The organism is Micromonospora sp. NPDC007271 (assembly GCF_040634005.1).
GTDB lineage: Bacteria > Actinomycetota > Actinomycetes > Mycobacteriales > Micromonosporaceae > Micromonospora.
On the sequence record NZ_JBEYER010000107.1, the window covers coordinates 1 to 22,756 of the forward strand.

General features: G+C 70.6%; 15 protein-coding genes and 2 riboswitches. Of the genes, 6 read left to right on the forward strand and 9 right to left on the reverse strand.

All coding sequences use genetic code 11. From position 1 onward, the window contains the following. Window positions 1–3: 3 nt before the first annotated feature. Window positions 4–2,754 (forward strand): M36 family metallopeptidase, encoded by a 2,751-nt coding sequence (locus ABZ570_RS28350; RefSeq protein ID WP_358070135.1) that lies wholly within the window; start codon window positions 4–6, stop codon window positions 2,752–2,754. 69 nt (window positions 2,755–2,823) lie between these two features. Here ABZ570_RS28350 and ABZ570_RS28355 read toward each other — a convergent pair whose 3' ends face one another. Continuing rightward, window positions 2,824–4,440, reverse strand: coding sequence for an ADP-ribosyltransferase domain-containing protein (locus ABZ570_RS28355; protein ID WP_358070099.1), 1,617 nt, complete (start codon window positions 4,438–4,440; stop codon window positions 2,824–2,826). Between the two features lie 241 nt (window positions 4,441–4,681). Here ABZ570_RS28355 and ABZ570_RS28360 point away from each other — a divergent pair, with 241 nt between their 5' ends. Continuing rightward, window positions 4,682–5,356: a macro domain-containing protein gene (locus tag ABZ570_RS28360; RefSeq protein ID WP_358070102.1), complete on the forward strand. Its 675-nt coding sequence runs from the start codon at window positions 4,682–4,684 to the stop codon at window positions 5,354–5,356. A gap of 111 nt (window positions 5,357–5,467) precedes the next feature. Here ABZ570_RS28360 and ABZ570_RS28365 read toward each other — a convergent pair whose 3' ends face one another. The 6 genes from ABZ570_RS28365 to ABZ570_RS28390 form a co-directional block, all read right to left on the reverse strand. Then, the gene (locus ABZ570_RS28365; RefSeq protein WP_358070105.1) at window positions 5,468–6,091 is read right to left on the reverse strand and encodes a LysE family translocator; all 624 of its coding nucleotides are present in this window, start codon (window positions 6,089–6,091) and stop codon (window positions 5,468–5,470) included. 3 nt (window positions 6,092–6,094) lie between these two features. Further along, entirely contained in the window at window positions 6,095–6,607 is a 513-nt protein-coding gene (locus ABZ570_RS28370) for an acyl-CoA thioesterase (RefSeq protein ID WP_358070108.1), read from the reverse strand. Window positions 6,608–6,731: 124 nt separating this feature from the next. After that, a riboswitch (cobalamin riboswitch) is annotated at window positions 6,732–6,947 on the reverse strand. 97 nt (window positions 6,948–7,044) lie between these two features. Further along, complete coding sequence (locus ABZ570_RS28375) at window positions 7,045–8,040, reverse strand: ribonucleotide-diphosphate reductase subunit beta (RefSeq protein WP_358070138.1); 996 nt, start codon at window positions 8,038–8,040, stop codon at window positions 7,045–7,047. 35 nt (window positions 8,041–8,075) lie between these two features. Continuing rightward, a complete protein-coding gene (locus ABZ570_RS28380; protein WP_358070141.1) occupies window positions 8,076–10,403 on the reverse strand; it encodes a ribonucleoside-diphosphate reductase subunit alpha in 2,328 nt (775 codons plus the stop codon). Window positions 10,404–10,617: 214 nt separating this feature from the next. After that, a riboswitch (cobalamin riboswitch) is annotated at window positions 10,618–10,833 on the reverse strand. A gap of 138 nt (window positions 10,834–10,971) precedes the next feature. After that, entirely contained in the window at window positions 10,972–12,396 is a 1,425-nt protein-coding gene (locus tag ABZ570_RS28385) for a M1 family metallopeptidase (RefSeq protein WP_358070111.1), read from the reverse strand. 495 nt (window positions 12,397–12,891) lie between these two features. Continuing rightward, a complete protein-coding gene (locus tag ABZ570_RS28390; protein WP_358070114.1) occupies window positions 12,892–14,154 on the reverse strand; it encodes an FAD-dependent oxidoreductase in 1,263 nt (420 codons plus the stop codon). 129 nt (window positions 14,155–14,283) lie between these two features. Here ABZ570_RS28390 and ABZ570_RS28395 point away from each other — a divergent pair, with 129 nt between their 5' ends. After that, complete coding sequence (locus tag ABZ570_RS28395; RefSeq protein WP_358070117.1) at window positions 14,284–15,843, forward strand: helix-turn-helix domain-containing protein; 1,560 nt, start codon at window positions 14,284–14,286, stop codon at window positions 15,841–15,843. Between the two features lie 118 nt (window positions 15,844–15,961). Beyond that, window positions 15,962–16,849, forward strand: a complete 888-nt coding sequence (locus ABZ570_RS28400) for a DMT family transporter (protein ID WP_358070120.1) — start codon at window positions 15,962–15,964, stop codon at window positions 16,847–16,849. 18 nt (window positions 16,850–16,867) lie between these two features. On the opposite strand, the gene ABZ570_RS28405 is transcribed toward ABZ570_RS28400, so the two are convergent. Next, complete coding sequence (locus tag ABZ570_RS28405) at window positions 16,868–18,286, reverse strand: hypothetical protein (RefSeq protein WP_358070123.1); 1,419 nt, start codon at window positions 18,284–18,286, stop codon at window positions 16,868–16,870. 203 nt (window positions 18,287–18,489) lie between these two features. Here ABZ570_RS28405 and ABZ570_RS28410 point away from each other — a divergent pair, with 203 nt between their 5' ends. Beyond that, window positions 18,490–19,284, forward strand: coding sequence for a serine protease (locus ABZ570_RS28410; RefSeq protein WP_358070126.1), 795 nt, complete (start codon window positions 18,490–18,492; stop codon window positions 19,282–19,284). Between the two features lie 328 nt (window positions 19,285–19,612). Next, complete coding sequence (locus ABZ570_RS28415; RefSeq protein ID WP_358070129.1) at window positions 19,613–20,254, forward strand: DUF305 domain-containing protein; 642 nt, start codon at window positions 19,613–19,615, stop codon at window positions 20,252–20,254. Between the two features lie 84 nt (window positions 20,255–20,338). Here ABZ570_RS28415 and ABZ570_RS28420 read toward each other — a convergent pair whose 3' ends face one another. Next, window positions 20,339–22,096 carry a hypothetical protein gene (locus ABZ570_RS28420; protein ID WP_358070132.1) on the reverse strand — a complete coding sequence of 586 codons (1,758 nt, stop codon included), beginning with the start codon at window positions 22,094–22,096 and terminating at the stop codon, window positions 20,339–20,341. Window positions 22,097–22,756 lie beyond the last annotated feature (660 nt).

Here is a 22,756-nt window from a genome sequence, read left to right on the forward strand (position 1 = left end):
ACGCTGTCCACGAAACCTGCCTGGGCGGATCCTGATCCGGCCGGTTCGGCGAATCCGATTTTTCTGACCGGTCCGAACGATGGTTCGCCGAATGAGATCGCGATGCGGTATCTGCGGGCGCATCCGGCGGATTACGGGGTGCGTGCCGCGGATGTGTCCGACCTTGTGGTGGCGTCGAGTTACACGAGCCGCCACAGCGGGGTCACGCATGTGAACCTGGCGCAGCGGTACAAGGATCTGGAGGTGTTCGGGGCGACGGCCACGGTGAGTGTCGCTCGGGACGGCAGTGTGGTGTTCGTGGGTGACAGCCTGGTGTCGGGTCTGTCGGAGAAGGCTTCCGGTGATGCGTCGTTGGACGCGGTGGAGGCGGTGGAGGCGGCGGCGGATGCTCTTGATCTGGCCGAGCCGAAGAACGCGACGGTGGTGAGCCGTGGCGGTGGTGCGGCGCAGCGTACGACTGTGTCGGGTGCGGGGATCTCGGATCAGCCGATTCCGGCGAAGTTGGGTTGGCAGCCGACGGAGAAGGGTCTGCGGCTGGCCTGGCAGATGGTGATCGACGATTCCTCGGACACGCACCTGTGGAACGCGGCCGTCGACGCGGAGACGGGCAAGCTGCTCAACGCCGACGACTGGACCGACCACGACAGCCCGAAGGACCTGGCCAGCACGCTGGGCCGCCCGGAGTCGCAAGCCGCGACCGCCACCACCGCGAGCATCCCCACCGCACGGGTGAGCCCGCCGAACCCGGCCGTCGACGGGTCGAGCTACACCGTCTTCGAGTTCCCGAAGGGCGACCCGAACGACGGTCCGCGAAGCATGGTGACCAACCCGGCGGACGGGACCGCGTCGCCGTACGGCTGGCACGACACCGACGGCAAGCCGGGCGCCGAGTACACCACCACCCGGGGCAACAACGCGCACGCCTACACCGACCGGGACGCCAACAACCAGGTCGACCCGGACAGCGCGGCGGACGGCGGACCGAGCCTGAGCTTCAACTTCCCGGCCGACCTGAACGAGCACCCGCAGACCTACGCGCAGGCCGCGGTGACGAACCAGTTCTACTGGTGCAACATCGTCCACGACATCGCCTACCGGTACGGCTTCGACGAGGCGTCCGGCAACTTCCAGGTCAACAACTACGGGCGGGGCGGCGCCGGCGGCGACGACGTGATGTGCGAGGCGCACGACGGCTCCGGCCAGAACAACGCCAACTTCTCCACGCCGGCGGTCGACGGTGGTCGCCCCCGGATGCAGATGTTCCTCTGGCCCGGTAACCAGTTCGGCCTGCCCAACGCCGTGACGATCGACGGCGGCTCCGCCGCCGGCACCTATGAGGCGGAGTACGCGCGGTTCACCCCAGCACCCACCAGCGCCGGCTTCGCCGGCCAGGTCGTGCTGGTCGACGATGGCGTCGGCGCGACCGGTGACGGCTGCACCGCCTACAGCCTGCCCAGCGGTGCGATCGCCGTGGTCGACCGGACCAGCAGCTGCAACTTCCACACCCAGGTGGTCAACGCCGAGAAGGCCGGCGCCGCCGCGGTGGTGGTCGTCAACAACGTGGCGGGCGCCCCGGCGGCGATGAGCGGCTCCATGAGCCCGGCGGTCAAGATTCCCGCCGTCATGGTGAGCCAGGCCGACGGCAAGACCATCAAGGCCGGCCTGCCCGCCTCGGGCAAGGTCCACCGCAACCTGAACCGTCCGGCGATGCGGGACGCGTCGTTCCGCTCCGAGACGATCTTCCACGAGTACGGCCACGGCGTCTCCAACCGGCTGACCGGTGGTCCGACCGTCAACTGCCTGACCGGCGACGAGCAGATGGGCGAGGGCTGGAGCGACTTCCTCGCCATCACCTCGCTGCTCAACCCGGCGATCGACGATCCGGAGAAGGCCCGCGGTTACGGGCAGTACGCGCTGTTCCAGGACAGCCGGGTCGGTGACGGCATCCGGCCGCGGCCGTACTCGCGGAACATGGAGATCCAGCCGTTCACCTACGACAGCATCAAGACCGGTGGCTGGCTGGACGGCACCTCGCTGGCCGCGCCACACGGCATCGGCCACGGCTGGGCGGCCGTGCTGTACGACATGGTCTGGAACCTCGTCGACCGGCACGGGTTCAACCCGAACATCTACGAGGCGTGGAACACCGGCGGCAACAACCTGGCCATGCAGCTGGTCATCGACGGAATGAAGATGCAGGGTTGCGGGCCGGGCTTCGTGACGGGTCGTAACGCGATCATCGCCGCGGACGCGGCGCTGACCGGTGGCGAGAACGCCTGCATCATCTGGGGTTCCTTCGCCCGCCGCGGCCTGGGCTACAGCGCGGTCCAGGGCACCACGAACCGCAACGACAACAGCGAGGCGTTCGACACCCACCCGTCCTGCCGGGGTGACTTCGTCGGCCGTTCGGCGCAGCCGGCGCTGAACACGGTGGTGGCCGGGGACGCCGTGCCGATGAAGTTCAAGCTGGCGGCCGACCGTGGCCTGGACATCCTGGCCAGTGGCTCGCCGTACTCGCGGCTGGTGGACTGCGACAGCCTCAAGACGGTCAACCCGAACGGGCCGATCACGCCTCGGCCGACGCCGGTCGCGGCGAAGAACCCGGGCGGGTCGCACATGTCGGTCAACGCCAACGGCCAGTACAACTACCCGTGGAAGACCGACCCGTCCTGGGCCGGCACCTGCCGGGAGTTCGTCCTGACTCTCGACAACGGGTTCCAGCACCGCGCCTACTTCAAGTTCATCGCGGGCTGACTCGTCAGCACCAGGTGAGGCCGGAGGGAGCGTTCGGAACAGGAACGCTCCCTCCGGCTCGTGGGCCGCTCACGCCACCAGGCGCTGCTCATCCAGTTCGGCCAGCCGCACCGTGCACAGGCCGTTGCGTTCAGCCGTCACCTCGGTCACCTTCAGCTGGGTGCCGGGGGCGAGGATGAACTCCTCCTCGCCGGTGAACGCGGAGAACCTGCGGATGCCCACCGCCCGCACCGGGCGTACCTCGAAGAGCGTCCGCTTGCCGCGGTGGCCGAGGAACGCCCGGGCCACGCTCAGCTCCGACGTGCACGAGGACACGCCCCACCACGTCACCGTCCGGCCGAGCGGGTACTGCGCCCGCAGATCCAGCGACACCCCGCGCCACAGCGGCTCCCGACGGGCCGGAAGCCGCGACACCGCGGAGAACAACAGCCGCAGATACGGCAGGTACGGGACGATCCGGCTGCGATCCGGGTGGCGGAGGGTCGCGTTGATCTGGCGGTAGAACGCCGACTCGCAGGTGTAGAGGTAGAGGGCCGCCACCTCGTCGGCGGACGGGCCGTCGGCCACCGCCTCCGACTGCTTCTCGCCGAACCGGTACGCCTGCTCGACGTGCCAGTCGAGCCCGGACAGCAGCGCGGCCACCGGGGCGACGGCCGCACGGAAGTCCACGAGCGGGGTGTCGGACACGCCCGTGATCGCGGGGAGGACGAGCCCTTCGTCCTTGACGCTGGCGAGCCGCTCGAGGTAGAGCTTGTGCAACTCCATCGTGGAGGCGATGAACGCGCCCATCCGGTCGGCCGTGTCCGGGTCCGTACCGCCGCCCTGCCCCGTACGCGTGCTCCATCCCCGGGCGGGCAGCCAGTCGATCTCATCGGCCCCGATCTGCCGGAGCGCCTCGTTCACCTCGGCGAAGTGGTTCCCGTCGCAGAAGATGTCGCCCTGTGCCGCCGGGTTGGGGTGGTCGATGTGCCGGACCTCCACCTCGGGGTACTTCCGCTCGAGCCGGAGCACGACCCGCTTCAGGGCGCGGGCGTGCGCCCCCCACCAGGCGAACACCACGCCCCGGTCCGCCTCGTCGGCGTGCTGCTTGGCCTTGAGGATCTCCTCCACGAGCGCCTCGACGACGGGTCGCCAGAACGCGGTGTGCCGGTCGGTGGCCAGTGTCCCGTCGCTGCTGGCGGTGAGCGCCGCGTTCAGCAGCAACACGCCCTGCGTCAGGATCGCCTGGAACCACTCCGGTGGCTGCACGGTGTCGTGCTTGCTCAGCAGGGCACGGATGTCGGCGATGGGCGTCTTCTTGGGGATGCCGTGTTTCCACATCGCCGCCGCCTTGATCATGCAGCGGACGGTGACGACCCTGCCGAACTGGCTGTCAGCCCAGTCGTGGAAGGTGTTGTCGAACATGGCGATGCCGGTGGCACTCTCCGGCCTCGGGTACGGGTTCTGGCCGAAGACGACGACCTTCCACTTGTGCGGTGGGTTGGGCTTGAGCGCCTGGAAGGTCAGTTCCCGGACGGGTACGACCTGAGGGCCGCGGCCCGGCCCGATGAACGTGGCCGCGTCCGGCTGCGCCTCGATGACCGGTTTCAGCAGCTGCAGCCACGGCTCACCGCCGCCGGCGAAGAGTTCGGCGAGAGCCAGCGGATCGTGCGGGTCGGGCGGCGTGGTGGCCTCGGTGTCGCTCACGGTGGGCTCCTGGGATGGCGAGCCGGGCCGGTGACGGCACGGCTGATCATGGCGCGGCACGGTGCCGGTTGACTGCCCCGTGCGGTCCCGCAGCATGGCAGAGCCGTCCGACACGTTGGCCGTGACCCGGTACGACCCCAGCGGCCTGACCGGCTCCGCGGCCGCTCGGCGGCTGGATGTCGGTGGGGGGCGATAGCTTGGTCCACGTCGGAGACACCCCTTCCCGCCACCGGAGTGAGTCATGCCCCTCGAAGTCGAAAAGCCGCTGCTCAAGGTGGTGCTGACGGACGTCAACGCCGCGGTGGTGCAGGCCTGGCGGGCCGCGTTCGCCGACACCCCCGAGGTCGAGGTCCACAAAGGATCGATCCTCACCCGGCACGTCGACGCCTGGGTCAGCCCGACCAACTCCCACGGGCGGATGGACGGCGGGGTCGACGCGGCCATCAAGCGGCACCTCGGGGCCGGCATCCAGCTGCGCGTCCAGCGGGCGATCCGCGATCAGTTCGCCGGTTCGCTGCCGATCGGCAGCGCCGTGTGTGTGGCGTCCGGGGCGACCAACCCGAAGTTCCTCATCTCGACGCCGACCATGGAGCAGTCGGCGGAGAACGTCAGCGAGACGTTGAACGTCGCGCTGGCGTGCGCCGCCGCGTTCCAGGCCATCCACGCGCAGAACGAGAAGGACCCGGGAAGCATCTCGTCGGTGGCCCTGGTCGGGATGGGCGCGGCGACCGGCCGGGTGCCCGCGCGAGTGTGCGCCAACCTGATGTGGACCGGCTACACGCTCTTCAACGACCACTACTTCCGGGACTACGACGACCTGCGGGAGACCATCTGCGCCCAGCTCGACGACCTCGACGCCCGCCCGGAGCAGGAGCGGGTGCGGGTGACGCCGCCCACGCCCGGCGTCCGTCGCTGAGGTCGCCCAGCGGGCGGCGACCGGGGCGGCGGGGGCGTCGGCCAGCAAGTCCACCCCAGGCAGCGCGGTTGGCCTGGAGTGAGAGCGCCCGCCCCCGTCACCCCGGCAGCGTCACCCGGCGGCCAGGCGAAGCCCCAGGGCGACGAAGGCGACCGCGCAGACCCGGTTGATCCGGCGCGACCAACGACCGTCGGCCAGGCGTCCGGCGAGCCGCCCGGCACCGGCGCCGAGGGCGACGTCGACGGTGAGCTGCACCGCGACGAACAGTCCGCCGAGCAGCACCAGTTGCGCGGTGACGTCGCCGGCCGCCGGCTCGACGAACTGCGGCAGGAACGCCACACTGAACAGGATCATCTTCGGGTTGAGCAGGTTGGTCACCAGCCCGCGCAGGAACGCCCGGCCGGCCCGGCCATCCTGCTCCGCCGCGACGGCGCCGGGCCCGCCGGTACCGCGCAGCGTCCGTATCCCGAGCACGATGAGGTACGCCGCGCCGGCCCATCTGATCGCGGTGAACAGCACCGGGGAGGCGGTGACCAGCGCAGCCAGGCCGCACACCACCGCAGCGACGTGCACCGCCTCGCCGGCGGCGACCCCCAGTGCGGCCACGACTCCCGCCCTGGCGCCGTACCGGACGGCGTTGGCGAGGACGAACATCATGTCCGGACCGGGGGTGATCATCAGCACCACGATCGCGGCGAGGTAGCCGGCGAGCGCCGGCACGGGCAGACCGAACACGAGTCAGCCCTCCCCGACGCCGTCGAGCAGGGCACGCCGCAGGGCCAGCCGGTGCTTCCGGCGGATCTCCGCCTCGCGGTAGCGGCGCCGGTCGCCGTCCGTCTGCGGAAGCAGCGGTGGCACCGGTCGCGGCTGGCCCGAATCGTCGACGGCCACCATGACCAGGTGGGCGGTCGCCACGTCGGTGGGTGGCACCGCCCGGTCCCACCGGTCGGCGGTCACCCTGACCGCCACCTCCATCGAACTGCGGCCGGCCCAGGTGATGCGGGCGTCCACGTGGACCACGTCGCCGACCCGCACCGCCCGGAGGAAGGCGGTCTCGTCGATGGCCGCGGTGACCGCCGGTCCGTCGGAATGGCGGGCGGCGACCACACCGGCGACGGAGTCGATGAGGTTGAGGATCCGGCCGCCGTGCACCGTGCCCATCAGGTTGGTGTGGTGCTGGTCCATGATCTGCGACAGGGTCAGGTGAGAGGCCGACGGTGGCCGGCCGGCGATCGTGATGGTGTCAGGCACCGTGGTCTGTCCGTCCTCGGAAAGCGGACCGCCGGCTCGGGGCACGCACGTCGAGGCCACACCGGACCGTCGTCCGGCGGGTCACCCGCCCGACCCACCCGCGAGGTCGACGGCAGCGCGCACACCTCGTGCGCGCAGCGCGGGCAGGTCTTCGGACTCGTGGGCGCGACCGGGGGACCGGTCTTCTACTGGCCGTCGCTTCCCGGGCCACGCGTGGCCCAGTGCTGATGACGGCGGTCGTTCCCACTCACCGCTGCGGGGCAGTCCCGGACTCGCACCGGGTTCCCTCTTACGACACCCGGCCGTCACGACCGGGCGAACCAGCGCCGCCGGAAAGCATATCCGCCGCCGGTCACCGGCCCGGGCGTCCGCGGGTCGGCTGTGAGGAAGCTCGCCCGCCGCCCGGGGCGGTGTCGCACCGCCCCGGGCACGGTCGCTCAGAAGTCGTCGTCGAAGGCGACGGTGCCGGTCACCCCGACCTGGTACGCGGACACCCGGCGCTCGAAGAAGTTCGACAGCTCCTGCACGTCCTGCAACTCCATGAAGGCGAGCGGGTTGGCCGACCCGTAGTGGGCGTCGAGGCCGAGCTGGACCAGGCGGCGGTCGGCGACATGCTGGAGGTACTCGCGCATGTCGGCCATGGGCAGCCCGGGCACCCCCTGGCCGAGCAGGTCCTCGGCGAACTGCACCTCGCACTCGACGGCCTCGGTGAGCATCTGCCGGACCTGGTCTGCGAGGTCGTCGTCGAACAGGTCCGGCTCCTCGGCGCGGACGGTGTCGACGACGTCGAAGGCGAACGCCATGTGCATCGACTCGTCGCGGAACACCCAGTTGGTGCCGGAGGCGAGGCCGTGCAGGAGGCCACGCGAGCGGAGGAAGTAGACGTAGGCGAACGCGCCGTAGAAGAACAGCCCCTCGATGCAGGCGGCGAAACAGATCAGGTTGAGCAGGAAGGCCCGCCGGTCCTGCCTGCTCCGCAACTCGCGTACGTGGTGGATGGAGTCGATCCAGCGGAAGCAGAACTCGGCCTTACGCCGGATCGACGGGATGTTCTCGATGGCGGCGAAGGCGACCGACCGTTCGGCCTCGTCGGGCACGTACGTGTCGAGGAGGTTGAGGTAGAACTGGACGTGCACCGCCTCCTCGAACAGTTGGCGGGACAGGTAGAGCCGGCCCTCCGGGCTGTTGACGTGCTGGTAGAGGTTGAGCACGAGATTGTTGGCGACGATGGTGTCGCCGGTGGCGAAGAACGCCACGAGCCGGCTGACCAGGTGCCGCTCGGCCGGGGTGAGGCGGTCGAGGTCGGCCAGGTCGGCGTGCAGGTCGACCTCCTCGACCGTCCAGGTGTTGCGGATCGCGTCGCGGTAGCGGTCGAAGAAGTGCGGGTAGCGCATCGGGCGGAGGGTGAGGTCCATCCCGGGGTCGAGCAGCATGGGTGCGGTCTCCGTGGTGAGGTCGGTCGGGGCGGTCACTGGCAGGCCTCGCAGGCCTCGGGGTTCTCCAGCGAGCAGGCGAGCGCCTCCTCGTCGGCCACCGGCGTGACGACGGCGACGCCGGCCGGGACGGTGGCCTGCTGGATCCGGGTCGCCGGCCGGGACCGCAGGTAGTACGTGGTCTTCAGCCCCGACTTCCAGGCGTACAGGTACATCGAGGAGAGCTTGCCGATGGTCGGCGCGGCCAGGAACAGGTTCAGCGACTGCGACTGGTCGATGAAGGGCGCCCGGGCGGCGGCCAGGTCGATCAGGGCGCGCTGTGGCAGCTCCCACGCGGTACGGAACAGTTCGCGTACCTCCGCCGGCAGCTCCACGACGTCCTGCACGGATCCCTCGGCCCGCTTGATCGTCGTCCGGACCCGTTCGGTCCACAGCCCGCGCGCCTTGAGCTCGGCGACCAGGGCCGTGTTGACCTGGAGGAACTCGCCGGACAGCGTCTCGCGCTTGAACAGGTTCGACACCTGCGGCTCGACGCACTCGTAGCAGCCGGCGATCGAGGCGATGGTGGCCGTCGGGGCGATCGCCACGAGCAGGGAGTTGCGCAGCCCGTGCGCGGCGACGCGCTCCCGCACGGCGGCCCACCGCCGGGTCTGGGTGCCGGTGACGCCCCACAGGTCCGGCTGCAACTGCCCGCGCGCCGCCCGCGTCTCGGCGAAGGCGGGGTGCGGGCCGAACCGCTCGGCGAGTTCGGCGGAGGTCTCGAGAGCGGTCAGGTACAGCTCCTCGCTGATCCTGCTGGACAGCTCGCGTGCGGCGGGAGAGTCGAACGGCAGCCGTAGCGCGAAGAAGACGTCCTGCAGACCCATCAGCCCGAGGCCGACCGGTCGCCAGCGCGGGTTACTCGCGGCGGCCTGCGGGGTCGGGTAGTAGTTGATGTCGATCACGCGGTCCAGGAAGGTCACCGCGGTGCGGACGGTCGCCCGCAGCCGCGCCCAGTCGATGCCGTCGTCGGACAGGTGGGCCGCGAGGTTCACCGAGCCCAGGTTGCACACCGCGGTCTCGGCGTCGCTCGACACCTCGATGATCTCGGTGCACAGGTTCGACAGGTGCACCACGTTGCCCGGCTCGGCGGTCTGGTTGCACAACCGGTTCGCCGCGTCCTTGAACGTCATCCACCCGTTGCCGGTCTGGGCGAGGGTACGCATCATCCGTCCGTACAGCTCCCGGGCCGGCACCTGCCGCACGAAGCGGCCCTGCGCCTCCGCCGACCGGTACGCCGCGTCGAACTCCGCCCCCCACAGGTCCGGCAGCTCCGGCACCTCGTTCGGGTCGAACAGCGACCACACCTCGTCGGCCTCCACGCGGCGCATGAACTCGTCCGGGATCCAGTTCGCGAGGTTCAGGTTGTGCGTGCGTCGGGCGTCCTCGCCGGTGTTGTCGCGCAGCTGGAGGAACTCCTCGATGTCGGGATGCCACGGCTCCAGGTACACGCAGGCGGCGCCCTTGCGCCGGCCGCCCTGGTTGACCGCCGCGACGCTGGCGTCCAGGGTGCGCAGCCACGGCACGATGCCGTTGGAACGCCCGTTCGTGCCCCGGATCAGCGCGCCCCGCGAGCGGACCCGGGAGAACGCGATGCCGATCCCGCCGGCGAACTTGGACAGGCTGGCGACCTGCGCGTACCGCTGGTAGATGGAGTCGAGCTCGTCGCGCGGCGAGTCGACCAGGTAGCAGGACGACATCTGGGTGTGCCGGGTGCCGGAGTTGAACAGCGTCGGCGAGCTGGGCAGGTACGCCAGGCTGGACATCAGCCGGTAGAAGTCGATCGCTTCCCCGGGGGCGCGCGACAGCCCGCACGCGACCCGCAGCAGCCAGTACTGCGGTGTCTCCAGCACGAGCCGGCTGGTCGGATGCCGCAGCAGGTACCGGTCGTGGACGGTGCGCAGCCCGAAGTACTCGAACCGCAGGTCGCCCTCGGGGTCGACGGCGTCGTCGAGTTGGCGCGCGTGGGCCGCGACGAAGGCGGCGGTCTCGTCGCCGATCAGTCCTTCGGCGTGGCCGCGCCGGATCGCCTGGCTGAACGAGGCGATGCCCTGCCCGCGTACCTCCTTGTCGACGTATCGGGCCAGCAGCCGGGCGGCCAGGCGCGAGTACTGCGGCTCCTCGCCGATCAGCTCGGCCGCGGTCTGGATGGAGAGGCGGTCCAGTTCGTCGGTGCTCGCGCCGTCGTACAACCCGCTGATGGTGCGGGTCGCCACCCGCAAGGGGTCGACATCGGTGAGGTCCGCGGTCCATCGTTCGACCGCTCGGACGATCCGGTTCAGGTCAACCGGCTCGAGGTCGCCGTTGCGCTTTCGGACGTGCATCTGGACGCGGCGCTGGCCGGGCGGAGCCGGATCGCCCGCTGCCTGCTTGACGACCGGGTTGACCTCGGTGACTGTCACTACTCACTCCTCGCGAGCTCGGGACCGGATGGCCCTCGGCGCGTGGGGAGCGGACACCGATGGACACGCGCCGGCGCGGCGGTGTCCGGTTGGCGTCGGCCGTCCCACGCGGCCTCGGACCGTCACACGCCCCGTCGAGGGCATGCGACGCGCTGGCAGGTCTTCGGACTCGCGGGCCCGACCGGGAAACCGGTCTCCTACTGGCCGTCGCTTCCCAGACCACAGGTGGTCCAGTGCTGATGACGGCGGTCGTTCCCACTCACCGCTGCGGGACAGTCCCGGATTCGCACCGGGTTCCCTCTTGCCTCGGCCGCCCAGAGAGAGCGGCCGAACCAGCTGCGCCAGACACCATATATGGCTGCCCCGCTGGCCGAGCAACACCAGATGTCGGGTTGGCGTGTCGGCTTCGTCTCACCCCCGCGGACCGGTGAGCGGCGTCCAGGAACGACAGCGGCCCCGCGACCGACAGGTCGCGGGGCCGCAGCCAGGGTCACCAGGTGGTGGGCTTGCCCTTCTGGTACAGCCACACGTCGAAGAAGGCGTGCAGGTCCTGCCCGGACTCCCGCTCGGCCAGCGCGATGAAGTCGGCCGTCCCGGCGTGGCTGTGGCGGTGGCTCGCGGCCCACTCGCGCAGGATCCGGAAGAACGTGTCGTCGCCGACCTTGCCGCGCAGCGCGTGCAGGGTCATCGCACCCCGGTTGTACGGGATGCTGCTGAACATGTCGACCGGGCCCGGGTCGGCGAGGACGGTCTGCCAGAACGACGAGGACGCGGCCCGACCGTAGTTGCTGCTGCTGTTGAAGGTCGTGTTGACGGACGCGCCACCGTTGTACTCGGTGTACATCCACTGGGCGTAGGTGGCGAAACCCTCGTTGAGCCAGATGTCCGACCAGCGCTCCGGCGAGACGCTGTCGCCGTACCACTGGTGGGCCAGCTCGTGGGCCATGGTGCTGACGCTCGCCGTGTTGGAGAAGATCGGCTTGGTCTGGGTCTCCAGGGCGTAGCCGACGTTGGGTGCCCGGTCGATGATCGCCCCGGTCGAGGCGAACGGGTACGGGCCGAACTGCGCGGAGAAGAAGTCGATCATCTTCGGGATCTGCGACACCGCACTCGCCGATCCGGCGACCAGCCGCGGGTCGACCGCGACGTACACCGGGATCCCGCTCGGCGTGGTCGACTCGGTGACCACGAAGTTGCCGATGGTGACCGTCGCCAGGTAGCTGGCCATCGGCTCGGTCGAGTCCCAGACGAAGGTGGTCCAGCCGTCCTTGGTCTTCTGCGAGAGAAGCTGGCCGTTGCCGACGGCGGTGGTCCCCTCGGGCACCTTGGCGGTGAACCGGTAGGTGGCCTTGTCGGTCGGGTGGTCGTTGGTGGGCAGCCAGCCCGGCGCACCCTGCGGCTCCCCGGCGACGAAGACGCCGTCGTCGGTCGGCACCCAGCCTTCGATCGACCCGTCCGGGTCGGTGATGACGCTCGGTTCGCCGGCGTACTTCACCACCACGGTGAACGTCTGCCCGGCCTTGAGCTTCGGGCGCGGGGTGACGACCAGCTCCTGGCCCTCACGGGTGAAGTCGTGGGCGTGCCCGTTGACCGTCACCGAGGAGATCTCCGGACCGCGGAAGTCGAGATTGAACCGGTCGAGATCCTGCGTGGCGATCGCGGTGATCGTGGCGGTGGCGGCCATGAACCGGGTCGCCGGGTCGTAGGAGAAGTCGAGGTCGTAGTGCTGGACGTCGTATCCGCCGTTGCCCTGGTCCGGGAAGTACGGGTCGCCGACGCTCCCGGCACCGGCCGAGTACCGGGGGGCTCCGGGGTTGCCCGGTGCTGCGCCGGCCGTAGCCGGAGTCACCGCCGTCGCGGCGACCACCAGAGCGGTCGTCGCCAGTGCGGCATGGCGCAGGCGTGGGATTGTCATGTGGAATCCTCTCTATGGAAAGGCCAGGGCAGCCTGACCATCAGATGAATACCGCCTATCCATCCGTACGGGACCTGAGTTCGTCAAGCATTTGCACAGGCCAACATCGTCATCGCCGGCCGTCCGCTCCGATTCGGCGGCGTCACGAATCCGGTGTGTCGGAAAAAGCACGTGACCGTCGGGCAAACGGGCCCGTCGGCTTCAGCCTCGGCTTCATCTACGGTGGCACCGGCTGGGAGCAGCGACCACCCGACGGATCGGTCGGCGCGGGCAGTCGGGCGTCCGAGCCCGCTGCGGCCGGAGCGGGCACGACCTGCGGGGGTGGGTGTGGCGCGACGACGTGTCCGGTCGAGTCTTCCCACCCAGCTCGAACGGAGACGGGCGGAGCGCCTCGCGCTCCGCCCGCTGACCTCGGTTGGGTGGATTGTGGTGGACGGACGGCATCCCGGTGCGCCGGCGACCGCGGTGCGGCCGCCGGCACACCGGGGTGCGGCATCAGCGCAACGGCTCGAAGGGCCGGAGCTCCGCGGGCTGACGGCCGGTCATGATCTGCTCGGCGAGCAGTTGGCCGGTGAGGGGGCCGAGCGTGATGCCCCACATGCCGTGACCCCCGGCCGCGAAGACCCGCGGTGACCTGGTGCCGCCGATCAGCGGCAGCCCGTCCGGGGTGCAGGGGCGCGCCCCGACCCACTCGTCGATGCGGCCGTCCAGGTCCGCACCCCGCAACAGCGGTCGGGCGGCCTCGGCGATCGCCAGGATGCGTCGCTGGTCCAGCGGCGCCTCGGCCTTGCGGAACTCCATCATCCCGGCGACGCGCAGCCGGTCGCCCAGCGGGGTGCACGCGACGCGCTGCGCCGGGAAGTACACCGGGCCGGCCGGGACGTGCTCGATCGCCACGCTGAAGCTGTACCCGCGGCCGGCCTGCACGACGGTCCGGACGCCGAAGCGTCGGGCCAGCTCGCCGAGCCACGTGCCGGTCGCCAGCACCACCGCGTCGTAGCGCTCGTCCGCTCCGGCGGAGGTCACCACCCGGACCCCTGCCCCCTCGTCGCGGACGTCCACCACGTCCGCCCCGGTCACCAGCGACGCCCCGCGGGCCCGCACGGCGTCGGCGAGCGCGTGCACGTACTCGCCCGGGTTGATGAACCGCTGGCCGTGCAGGCGGATGGCGGCGCCGATGCTGTCCGACAGCGAGGGCTCGACCTCACGCGCCTCCGCCCCGGTCAGGACGTCGAACTCGATCTCCTGGCCCGCGGCGTGGATGTGCCCCAGCTCGTCCAGCAGGACCGCCCGCTCGGCTTCGGTCCGGTACGCCGCGATGAACGATTTCGCCTCGTTCGTCCTCGACTCGACCCCCGCGGCCTCCAACACGTCGAACGCCTCGAACGCCCGCCGGTTCATCGGGATGTAGGCCTGCATCGCGGTCCGCCACTTCGCGGCGGTGCTGTGCCGGGCGAAACCGGCCAGGAACCGCAGCAGCCGCGCGTCCGCGCGGGGCGGCACGTACACCGGCGACGACGGGCTCAGCACGGCGCGAAGACCGTAGCGGAGCACCGCGGGCTCCGGCAGGGGAGTGGTGATGCCCGGGGTGAGCCAGCCGGCGTTGCCCCACGACGCGCCCGCCGCCACTCCCGTGCGGTCGAGCACGGTGACCTGTACCCCCCGCTCCTGCAGGAACCAGGCGGTGGCCAACCCGACCATTCCCGCGCCGACGACGGCGACGCGCTGGGGGGCGGACCCGGACTCGATGGCAGACATCATTCTCTCCTTCGAACAACCACGACGGGGCAATCCTGTCGTCGGCATGCCGAGACGTCATTGTTCCGCCAGGCCAACACTCGCCATCGCGATTGGTCGAAACGAACAACGCCGAGGCATGATCTGAGGGTGATCACCGTGGCTGGCGTGGTGGAGGCGGTCGGCGCCGCCCTGCTCAAGGTCGTCGTCCCCGGCAGAAGGGCGGCGGAGGTACGCGACGTGACCCTCGCCGAGCTCGACGAGGCGCCCATCGGCCAGAGCGGCGACCTCGTCCTCGGTGCGGGCGTCACCACGCCGGTGCAGGCGCTGGCCGTCATCGAGCGCTGCGCGGAGACCGCAGCGGCCGGCCTCGTCCTCAAGCCTCCGCTCGCCTCGCACCCGGGCGTGGCGTCGTCCGCCGCGGACCATGACCTGGCCCTGGTCGAGCTGCAGAGCCACGGATCGTGGGCCCAGCTCGTCTGGCTGCTGCGGGGGGTGATCGACCGGGCGGCCGCGCCCGGCTCGCCCGAGGCCGGTGCACCCGGGGTGTACGACGAACTGTTCGCCCTCGCCGACGCGACCGCGGCCATCGTCGACGCGCCCGTCACGATCGAGGACGCCCAGTACCGGGTGCTCGCCTACTCGTCACGTCAGGACCGCACCGACCCGGCGCGGGTCTCGACCATCGTCGGCCGGCGCGTCCCCGGCGACGTGGTCGCGCATTTCCGGTCCCGGGGCGTGTTCCGCAAGCTCGCGAAGGGCAGCGAGCTGGTCTTCGTGCCGCAGGGCCCCGACGGGACCCTGCCCCGGCTGGTGATCCCGATCCGGGCCGGAGGCGAGCTGCTCGGCTCGATCTGGGCGGTGGTCGAGGGCCCGGTGCCGGATGGGCGCCTGCGCGACCTCCAGGGCGCGGCGTCGGTGCTGGCGCTGCACCTGCTCCGCCTCAGGGTGCAGGCCGACGTCGCCCGCCGGGTGTCGGCCGACCGCCTGCGGGCCGCCCTGCGGGACCCGGCCCGGATGGGCCGGGAGGAGCTGGGCCTGCCCCGGGGCCCGTGGCGGGTCGTCGCGCTCGAGGCGCACGGCGGGACCGCGGAGATGGTGCACAACCTGGCCCTGTGGGAGTCGATCACCCGCCGCCACGGTTGGCGTCAGCCCCTGATCGCGGACGTCGGAGACGCCCTGTTCGCCGTCGTCGTCGACGAGGGCGAGTCACCCGGCTCGTGGCTCTGGATGGAACGGCTGATCCACGAGATCGCCGTGCACGAACCGGGGCTGCGGGCGGCGTCCGGCAGCGTCGCCAGGGATCTGGCCGACCTGCCACGGTCGCGCGCCGAGGCCGCCGAGCTCCTCGCGCTGCACGGCTCGGCCCGGCAGCGAGGGTCGGTGCTGCGCTTCGAGGACGTCTGGGCCGAGGTGGTCGTACACCGGGTGGTGACCGCGTTGCCCCAGGTCGACCTGCTGGTCGGCGGGCCGCTGCCCGACCTCGTCGCCCACGACCGGACGCACGGCACCGACTACGTCGCCACCCTCGCCGCCTGGCTGGCACAGCAGGGTGACCCGAACAAGGCTGCCCGGCAACTGCACGTGCACCCCAACACGCTGCGGCACCGCATGCGCCGGCTCGCCGAGGTCGTCCAGGTCGATCTCGAGTCGCCGCGGGCCCGGCTGGCACTGCAGATCCAGCTCGCGGCGCTGCGTCCCGGGTCCTGACCGCGACCCCGGCGGCGGGCCCTCGCCCCGGCCGGACCAGCAGCGACCGGCGTGACCCCGGCGGCCGTCAGCTGGACAGATCCGTGGTTTGGACGCAGACAACGGGGTAGGCCCTGCGGTGGTCTTCATCCTGGCAGTCGGTGCGGCCCTGCTGCTCGGCGTCGGCTCGGCCGTGCAGCAGCGGGTGGCCTTCCAGGCCCCGGACGGCCTGGCACTGCGCATAGGGCTGTTGTGGCATCTCGTCCGGCAACGGCTGTGGCTGGCGGGTCTCTCGGCGACGCTGCTGGGCGGCCTGCTCAGCGGTGCCGCCCTGGGGCAGGGCTCGGTCGTGCTGGTGCAGCCCGTGCTCGTGTTGCGCCTGCTGTTCGCCCTGTCGGCCTCGGCGCTGTGGAGCCGGCGCCCGCTCCGGCGGCGCGACTGGGGGGTCGCGGTGGCCGTCACCCTGGGCATGGTGGCCTTCCTGGTGGCGGGTCGTCCTGGAACCGGGAACCCCGAGGGGGTGCCAGCCTGGGACTGGGCGGTGGCCGCGGCCGGCATCGGCACGTTGACCCTGTTGCTCGTGCGCTCGGCGCGCCGGCTGCGGCCCGCGCAGGAGGCGCCGATGCTCGCGATCGGGGCCGGAATGCTGTACGGCCTCCAGTCCGCCCTGACCCAGTCGGCCGTGCACCGATTGTCCACCCATGGGCTGTTGGGGCTGCTGACCAGCTGGCAGCCGTACACCGTGTTCATGATCGGACTGATCGGCACCCTGCTCGCGCAGAGCGCGTTCGACCTTGCTCCACTGTCCGTGTCCTACCCGCCCCTCGCCGTGGCCGAGCCGCTCGCCGGCATCGCGATCGGCATCGGCGTGCTCGGTGGGACCCTGCGTCTGACCCCCGGGGCGCTCGTCGTCGAGGTCGTCGGCCTGATCGTGATGACGTTCGCGGTGTACCTGCTGGCCGCCTCCCCACACATCGTCGGTCATCACCTCGAACCGGTGAACGAGCCCGCCGACGACGCGCCGTAGCGGGTGCGCTCGCGGAACTCAGCCGAGCCGGCTGAGCCGGGCGCGCAGCCAGAACGGGCGGAGGTGGCGCTCGATGGGGAAGCGGCGGAGGTCCCGCCGGTACTGCTGCCGGCTGGGGCGGCGGGTCCAGGCGGGTTCGGTGTCCGGTTCGACCGGCTCCAGCCACTTGCGCACCTCCGGACCCGACCGTCCGGAGTCCGGCCGCTGTTCCCGGCGAACGACCAGCCTCAGGACGTACGGGGCGCCGTGGCCCGGCTCGTACCTCGCCTCCCGCAGCCGCCACAACGCGTCGTTGCCGGAGAAGGCGCCCAGCGGCAGCACGGGAGGGGCGCCGACGTCGTCGGCGTTGGCGGATGGGCACACCGTCACCTCGACCTCCTGGTGATCCACGACGGCCCGGTACTCCAGCCGTAGCGACTGCCAGTCGTCCGGCACCCGGGTCAGCAACTCGGCGACCACCCGGTCGAGCAACGCCGTCTCCTCCGCCGCCGGCAGGCTCAGCCGTTCCGGAAGAGCGTTGCGAGCGGAGCGCCCGACCGGCCTCCTCTCGTACAGCCCGAAGTTGGTCTCCTGCCGCAGCGACAGCCCGAAGAAGTTGACGTACAGGTGCTGGTGTTCGGCGCTGTTGTGGTAATCGACCTGGAGCGCGAGGCGGGACAGGAACGTCACGTTCGTGTCGGTTCGCTCGTACCACAGCGGAGAGTTCTCGCTGAGCCACTGGCCCACCTGATTGCCGCGGCCGATCACGATGGCCAGGCCGCGGAGCAGGAGGCCCAGCACCAGCGAGGTGACCGTCACGGCGAGCAGGCAGATCAGGATCATGGCGGGCACGGCGGCCCAGGGCGTGACCAGATCGGCCAGGAAGCCGTACAGCCGGGCCGGCGGCAGGTTGCTGTCGCGGGTGAGCGCGGCGAGCACGGCGTCCGGGTTGCTGACCAGTTGCGGGAGCACCGCCGCGTATCCGGCCAGCAGCACGGCGAGACCGCCGTTCACCAGCCGGCGCAGTGCCGAGGGCAGCCCGGTGACCGCGTTCGCCGCAGCGGGGAATCCGGCGAACCTACGGCCGACTTCGTACAGCAGCAGGAGCACCTGCGAGACCGCGGCCAGCGCCGCGACGCGCCGGTCGAATCCCGGCGGCTCGTGAAACCGGGACGACACGTGGTACGCCACGACGCCGGCGACGAGTGCCCGGGCGAGCCAGGCCAGGACGATCAACGCATGCCCCACCCGCGTCGTCGCCGTCGAACGGCGTTCCGCCGTCTCCTCGGCCGGCCGGACGGCGGGCCACGACAGCAGCATCACCGTCGTGGTGAGCCCGGCGATGGCGAGTGCGTGCCGGGCTCCCGGGGCCTCGCCGAAGCCTGCGGTGACAGCCAGCCCGGCCAGGGCGAGCCAGCCGGCGATCAGGAGTGCAAGCCGTATCCCCCGCAGAGACATGCGTCCATGATGCGGCCGGCGATCAAGCGAGGGCTGTGGCGCCTCCGCCGGGAGCGGACCGCTCGGCCGAACCCGTAGGGCGCCATAGCATCGAGGTACGACCCAGAGGGTATGGTCAGCCAATCCACGGATATCAATATGATGTCCGCATCCTGAATCAGGTGCGCTCGCGAGGCGTACCGGGTCCTGATGCGGAGGAACACATGGTTCGCTGGCGCACCCTCACCGGCCTGTTGGCCGCCGCGCTGGCCGCGGTGACCGCGGCCAGCCTCACCCTCGCGGCGCCCGCCGCCGCGGCCGACAGCACGATGAGCCCGTACGTCGTGGGCGGCACCCGCGCCGCCCAGGGCGAGTTCCCGTTCATGGTGCGGCTCTCGATGGGCTGCGGCGGAGCCCTGTACAGCCCGCGGCTGGTGCTCACCGCCGCGCACTGCGTGGGCGCCACCGGCACCAACACCAGCATCACCGCGACGCTCGGCGTGGTCGACCTCCAGTCCTCCAGCCGGATCACGGTCCGCTCGAACTACGTCTACCGCGCCCCCGGCTACAACGGCAACGGCAAGGACTGGGCGCTCATCCGACTGTCCACGCCGGTCACCGGGCTGGCCACCCTGCCGATCGCCACCACCACCGCCTATGACAACGGCACCTTCACCGTCGCCGGCTGGGGTGCCACCTACGAGGGCGGGCCGCAGCAGCGGTACCTGATGAAGGCGAACGTCCCGTTCGTCAGCGACTCCACCTGCAACTCCTACTACGGCGGCCAGATCATCGTGGCCGAGGAGATCTGTGCCGGCTACACCAGCGGCGGCGTGGACACCTGCCAGGGTGACTCGGGCGGCCCGATGTTCCGCCGGGACGCCAACAACGCCTGGATCCAGGTCGGCATCGTCAGCTGGGGCAACGGCTGCGCCCGGCCCTACTACCCGGGTGTCTACACCCAGGTGAGCTACTTCTCGTCGGCGATCGCCTCGGCCGCCGCGAGCCTCGGCGGCTGACCGGACGACGAGCGGGCGGCCCGGCTGGCCATCAGCCGGGCCGCCTCGGCGTGCCGCCATCGGTCCGTTCCGTCGCATTCGCGGTCACATGTCGTCGGCGAGGCCGGAGCTTCCGTTCGGGCTCGTTCAGGTCGGGTCCGCCGCCCGGCACCCCGGCATTGGTCATTCGGGTGAGTGCGTCCTCCGTTGACCCGTGAGTGATCAAGGTCCGGCCGGCTGGAGGCCTGGTGAGGGCGACGGACATGAGGCACTATGGCTTCACTTCTGAGCAGCTCAAACTGATAGGTACGTGAATATGCCCCTGTCTCGTCGCCTGATCATCTCGGCTGTGGTCGCCACGGTCGCCGTTGGCTCGGGGGTGACGGCCGTCGCCCTCTGGACCGACAGCGATCCGCCGTACCGTCCGCCGAGTTCGCATGTCGTCCAACCGGGCGCGCCCGGTCAACCAGGCAAAACGCTCTCAGGGAACGAGCTGTCCCAGGTCTCGCCGCCCGGATTCACCGCGGCCGACACCCTCTTCATCGAGGGGATGATTCCGCACCACGCCCAGGCGCTGGAGATGACCGCGCTCCTGGCGGGCCGTACCACCAATCCCGATCTGACGCTGCTCGCCAAGCGGATCGACGTGTCACAGCGTGACGAGATCGCGCGGATGGAGCGGTGGCTCGACGAGCGGGGCGTGCCGAGCACGGGGCCGCACACGGGGCACGCCGGGCACGACAAGCTCATGCCGGGGATGCTCACCGCCGAGGAGCTCGACCAGCTCAAGAAGGCGCGCGCCGCGGAGTTCGACCGCCTCTTCCTCACCTTCATGATCCGTCATCACCAGGGCGCGCTGGCGATGGTGGAGGAACTCTACGCGACCGGCGGCGGGCTCGAGCCGGCGACCGACCAGTTCGCGCGCGAGGTCAACGCCGACCAGAGCATCGAGATCCAGCGGATGCAGGAACTCCTGGCCAAGATGCGCTGACCCTCCGCCCGGCGGGCGGAGAACGGGCGAAGGGCACCTCGGCTCGAAAACTTCGAGCCGAGGTGCCCTTCGGTCAGGGATGGATTACAGCGAGGCCGCCAGGTCCAGGATCGACTGCTTCAGCTTCTGGTGCTCCGAAGCGGTCAGCTTGCCGGCGATCTCCCGCAGCTGGGACACCGCGGCGTCCCGCTGGCCGTTGGCGGAGAACCGCTCGGCCCGCCCCAGGAACATGTCGACCTGCGACTTGAGCGGGTGGCCGAGGGCGTCGGCCCGTACCGCCTGGTCGTAGTGGGCACGCGCCACCGCGAAGCTCGGCGTCCAGGTGATCTTCGGCTGGCCCTGGGCGTTGAACTGGCCGAGCTTCACCTCCTCGGCCGCCTTGATCTCCGCCTTCGACAGGTACTCGCTGGGCGTCAGCTTGAACACGTCGAAGCCGCGGGCGATCTCGTTGCCGTAGAGGTTGCCGTTGTACCAGTACGCCGACCAGAACCCGGCGAGCACGAGCGAGTTCGGGTTGACCGCCCCGCGGTCGAAGAACGCGATCTCCTGCGGGTGAGCCGAGTCGGTGAAGTCGAACACCGAGATGCCGCCCTGGTACCAGGCCTGCATCATGATGTCGCGACCCGGCACCGGAATCAGCGAACCGTTGTGCGCGACGCAGTTCTCCTGCAGCGACTGCGGAACCGGCAGCTTGTAGTAGCTGGCGAACTTCATCTTCCGGTTGACGATGTCGAAGATGGCGTTGGCGCCCCACTCCGGCTGGTCGGTGTCACGGCAGCGAGCACCGCTACCACCGCCCCACTCGTCGGTGAAGACCACCTTGGTGCCGTCGTTGTTGAACGTCGCCGAGTGCCAGTACGCGAAGTTCGGGTCGGACACCTCGTCGATCCGGCGGGGGTTCGCCGGGTCCGAGATGTCGATCAGGATGCCGTTGCCCTGGCAGGCGCCGGCGGCCAGCCCGATCTCCGGGTACGCGGTGATGTCGTGGCAGGCGTTGGTGTTCGGCGTGGGCGACCAGGTCGACCCGGACGGGTGCCGAGGCGTCTGCGGCCCGTTCTGCAGGCCGTCGATCCGGCCCGTCGCCGGGTCCGCGAAGAGCCGCGGCTGGTTCACCACGGTGGCCTGCTCCGGGGCCGCCAGCGGAACCTTGATGACGTCGATCCGCCACCGCGACGGGTTCTCACCGTCCGCGGCGTTGTTGTTGCAGCCCTCCATCGTCGTCGCCGGGCGCACCGAGGTGGTGCCCGAGACGTAGATGTAGATGTTGTTCGGGTCCTTCGGGTCGGTCACCACGGTGTGGGTGTGCGAGCCGCGGCAGAGCTGAACGGCCGCGACCTGCACCGGGTTGCGCACGTCGCTGACGTCGAAGATCCGAACGCCCTGGAACCGGGTGCCGACGTTGGCGTTCGTGCCGCAGTCGACCCGCCCGCGACTCTCCTCGACCGACATGAAGACCAGGTTGTTGTGGACCGAGAGGTCACCCTGCCCACCCGGGCACACGACGCTCGTGACCAGCTGCGGGTCGCTGGGCTTGGAGACGTCGATGATGTTGAACCCGTTGTAGTTGCCGGTGAACGCGTACTTGCCGCCGAAGCCGAAGTCCGAGTTGTAGAACCCACCGTTGCCCGGGTTCGCCGGGTCGACCATACCCGCCGGCTTGTCGCGGTGCGCGACCTGCTCCAGGTTGCTGATCGCCGACCCCGCATCGAGCCAGCCGGCGCGGAGCCCGATCCGTGGATCGGGCTCCGCGGCCGAGGCCGTGCCGGGCAGCACGCCGACCATGAGGAGCCCTGCGGCCAGCGCGCCGAGGGCTTGGCGCCCCCGCCGTGGCCGCGTACCCAATTGACTTTTCATATGCCGCCTTCCAATCGAAGACCTGACGCGCGTCCAGATGGTGGGAGAGGCGCGTCGTGTGAGTAAGGACCGTACAGACGATCGGTCATTGGTCAAGGAGTCAGCGAGGTATGCACACATTTGCGTTACTGGACCGGTGCGTATCCGCAGCTTGAAATGTCGCCGGTGCGGCTCAAGCCGTCGGTGCGGGAGATCCCCGTCATCCCCGTTCAGTCAGGTCAGGGCGACACAAAGCAGACCTGGCCCGGTCGTCGTCACCGACCGTCGTCGGTCGGAGTCGTACCCCCTGGCGCTACGCCCGGCACAGCTCCCGGACCGTCGCCCGTGGGAGCGCATCCACGTCGGTCCAACTGGGAAGTCGCGACAGGCGTTGAAGCGGCTGGTGGAATATTCCGCCACTCGTCGGATGATCGGTTTACGCGGCGCGCCGTAGCGTCGATGCCATTCACCTCGCACCGGTGCGACTACTGAACGTATTCGCGGGGCGGGCGCTGCGGATCAGCGTGGCGGGCCGCTGCGGCGGTTGTGGATCGGCGCTTCGTGCTGTCCTGTCCAACCCCCGAAGGGAGCAGCGGTGCCTGTGCATCGGTCCCGTGGTCGACGTCATGCCGCGTTGTTGTTGTCCACGACGTTGGTGGCGTCTCTGAC

Excerpts from the sequence above, each read along its gene's own strand:
- ABZ570_RS28375 (WP_358070138.1), bottom strand. The coding sequence starts at position 8,040 with ATGCTGCTCGACCCCGGGATGGACCTCACCCTCCGCCCGATGCGCTAC.
- ABZ570_RS28385 (WP_358070111.1), bottom strand. The coding sequence starts at position 12,396 with ATGACAATCCCACGCCTGCGCCATGCCGCACTGGCGACGACCGCTCTG.
- ABZ570_RS28380 (WP_358070141.1), bottom strand. The coding sequence starts at position 10,403 with ATGCACGTCCGAAAGCGCAACGGCGACCTCGAGCCGGTTGACCTGAAC.
- ABZ570_RS28390 (WP_358070114.1), bottom strand. The coding sequence starts at position 14,154 with ATGTCTGCCATCGAGTCCGGGTCCGCCCCCCAGCGCGTCGCCGTCGTC.
- ABZ570_RS28410 (WP_358070126.1), top strand. The coding sequence starts at position 18,490 with ATGGTTCGCTGGCGCACCCTCACCGGCCTGTTGGCCGCCGCGCTGGCC.
- ABZ570_RS28405 (WP_358070123.1), bottom strand. The coding sequence starts at position 18,286 with ATGTCTCTGCGGGGGATACGGCTTGCACTCCTGATCGCCGGCTGGCTC.
- ABZ570_RS28360 (WP_358070102.1), top strand. The coding sequence starts at position 4,682 with ATGCCCCTCGAAGTCGAAAAGCCGCTGCTCAAGGTGGTGCTGACGGAC.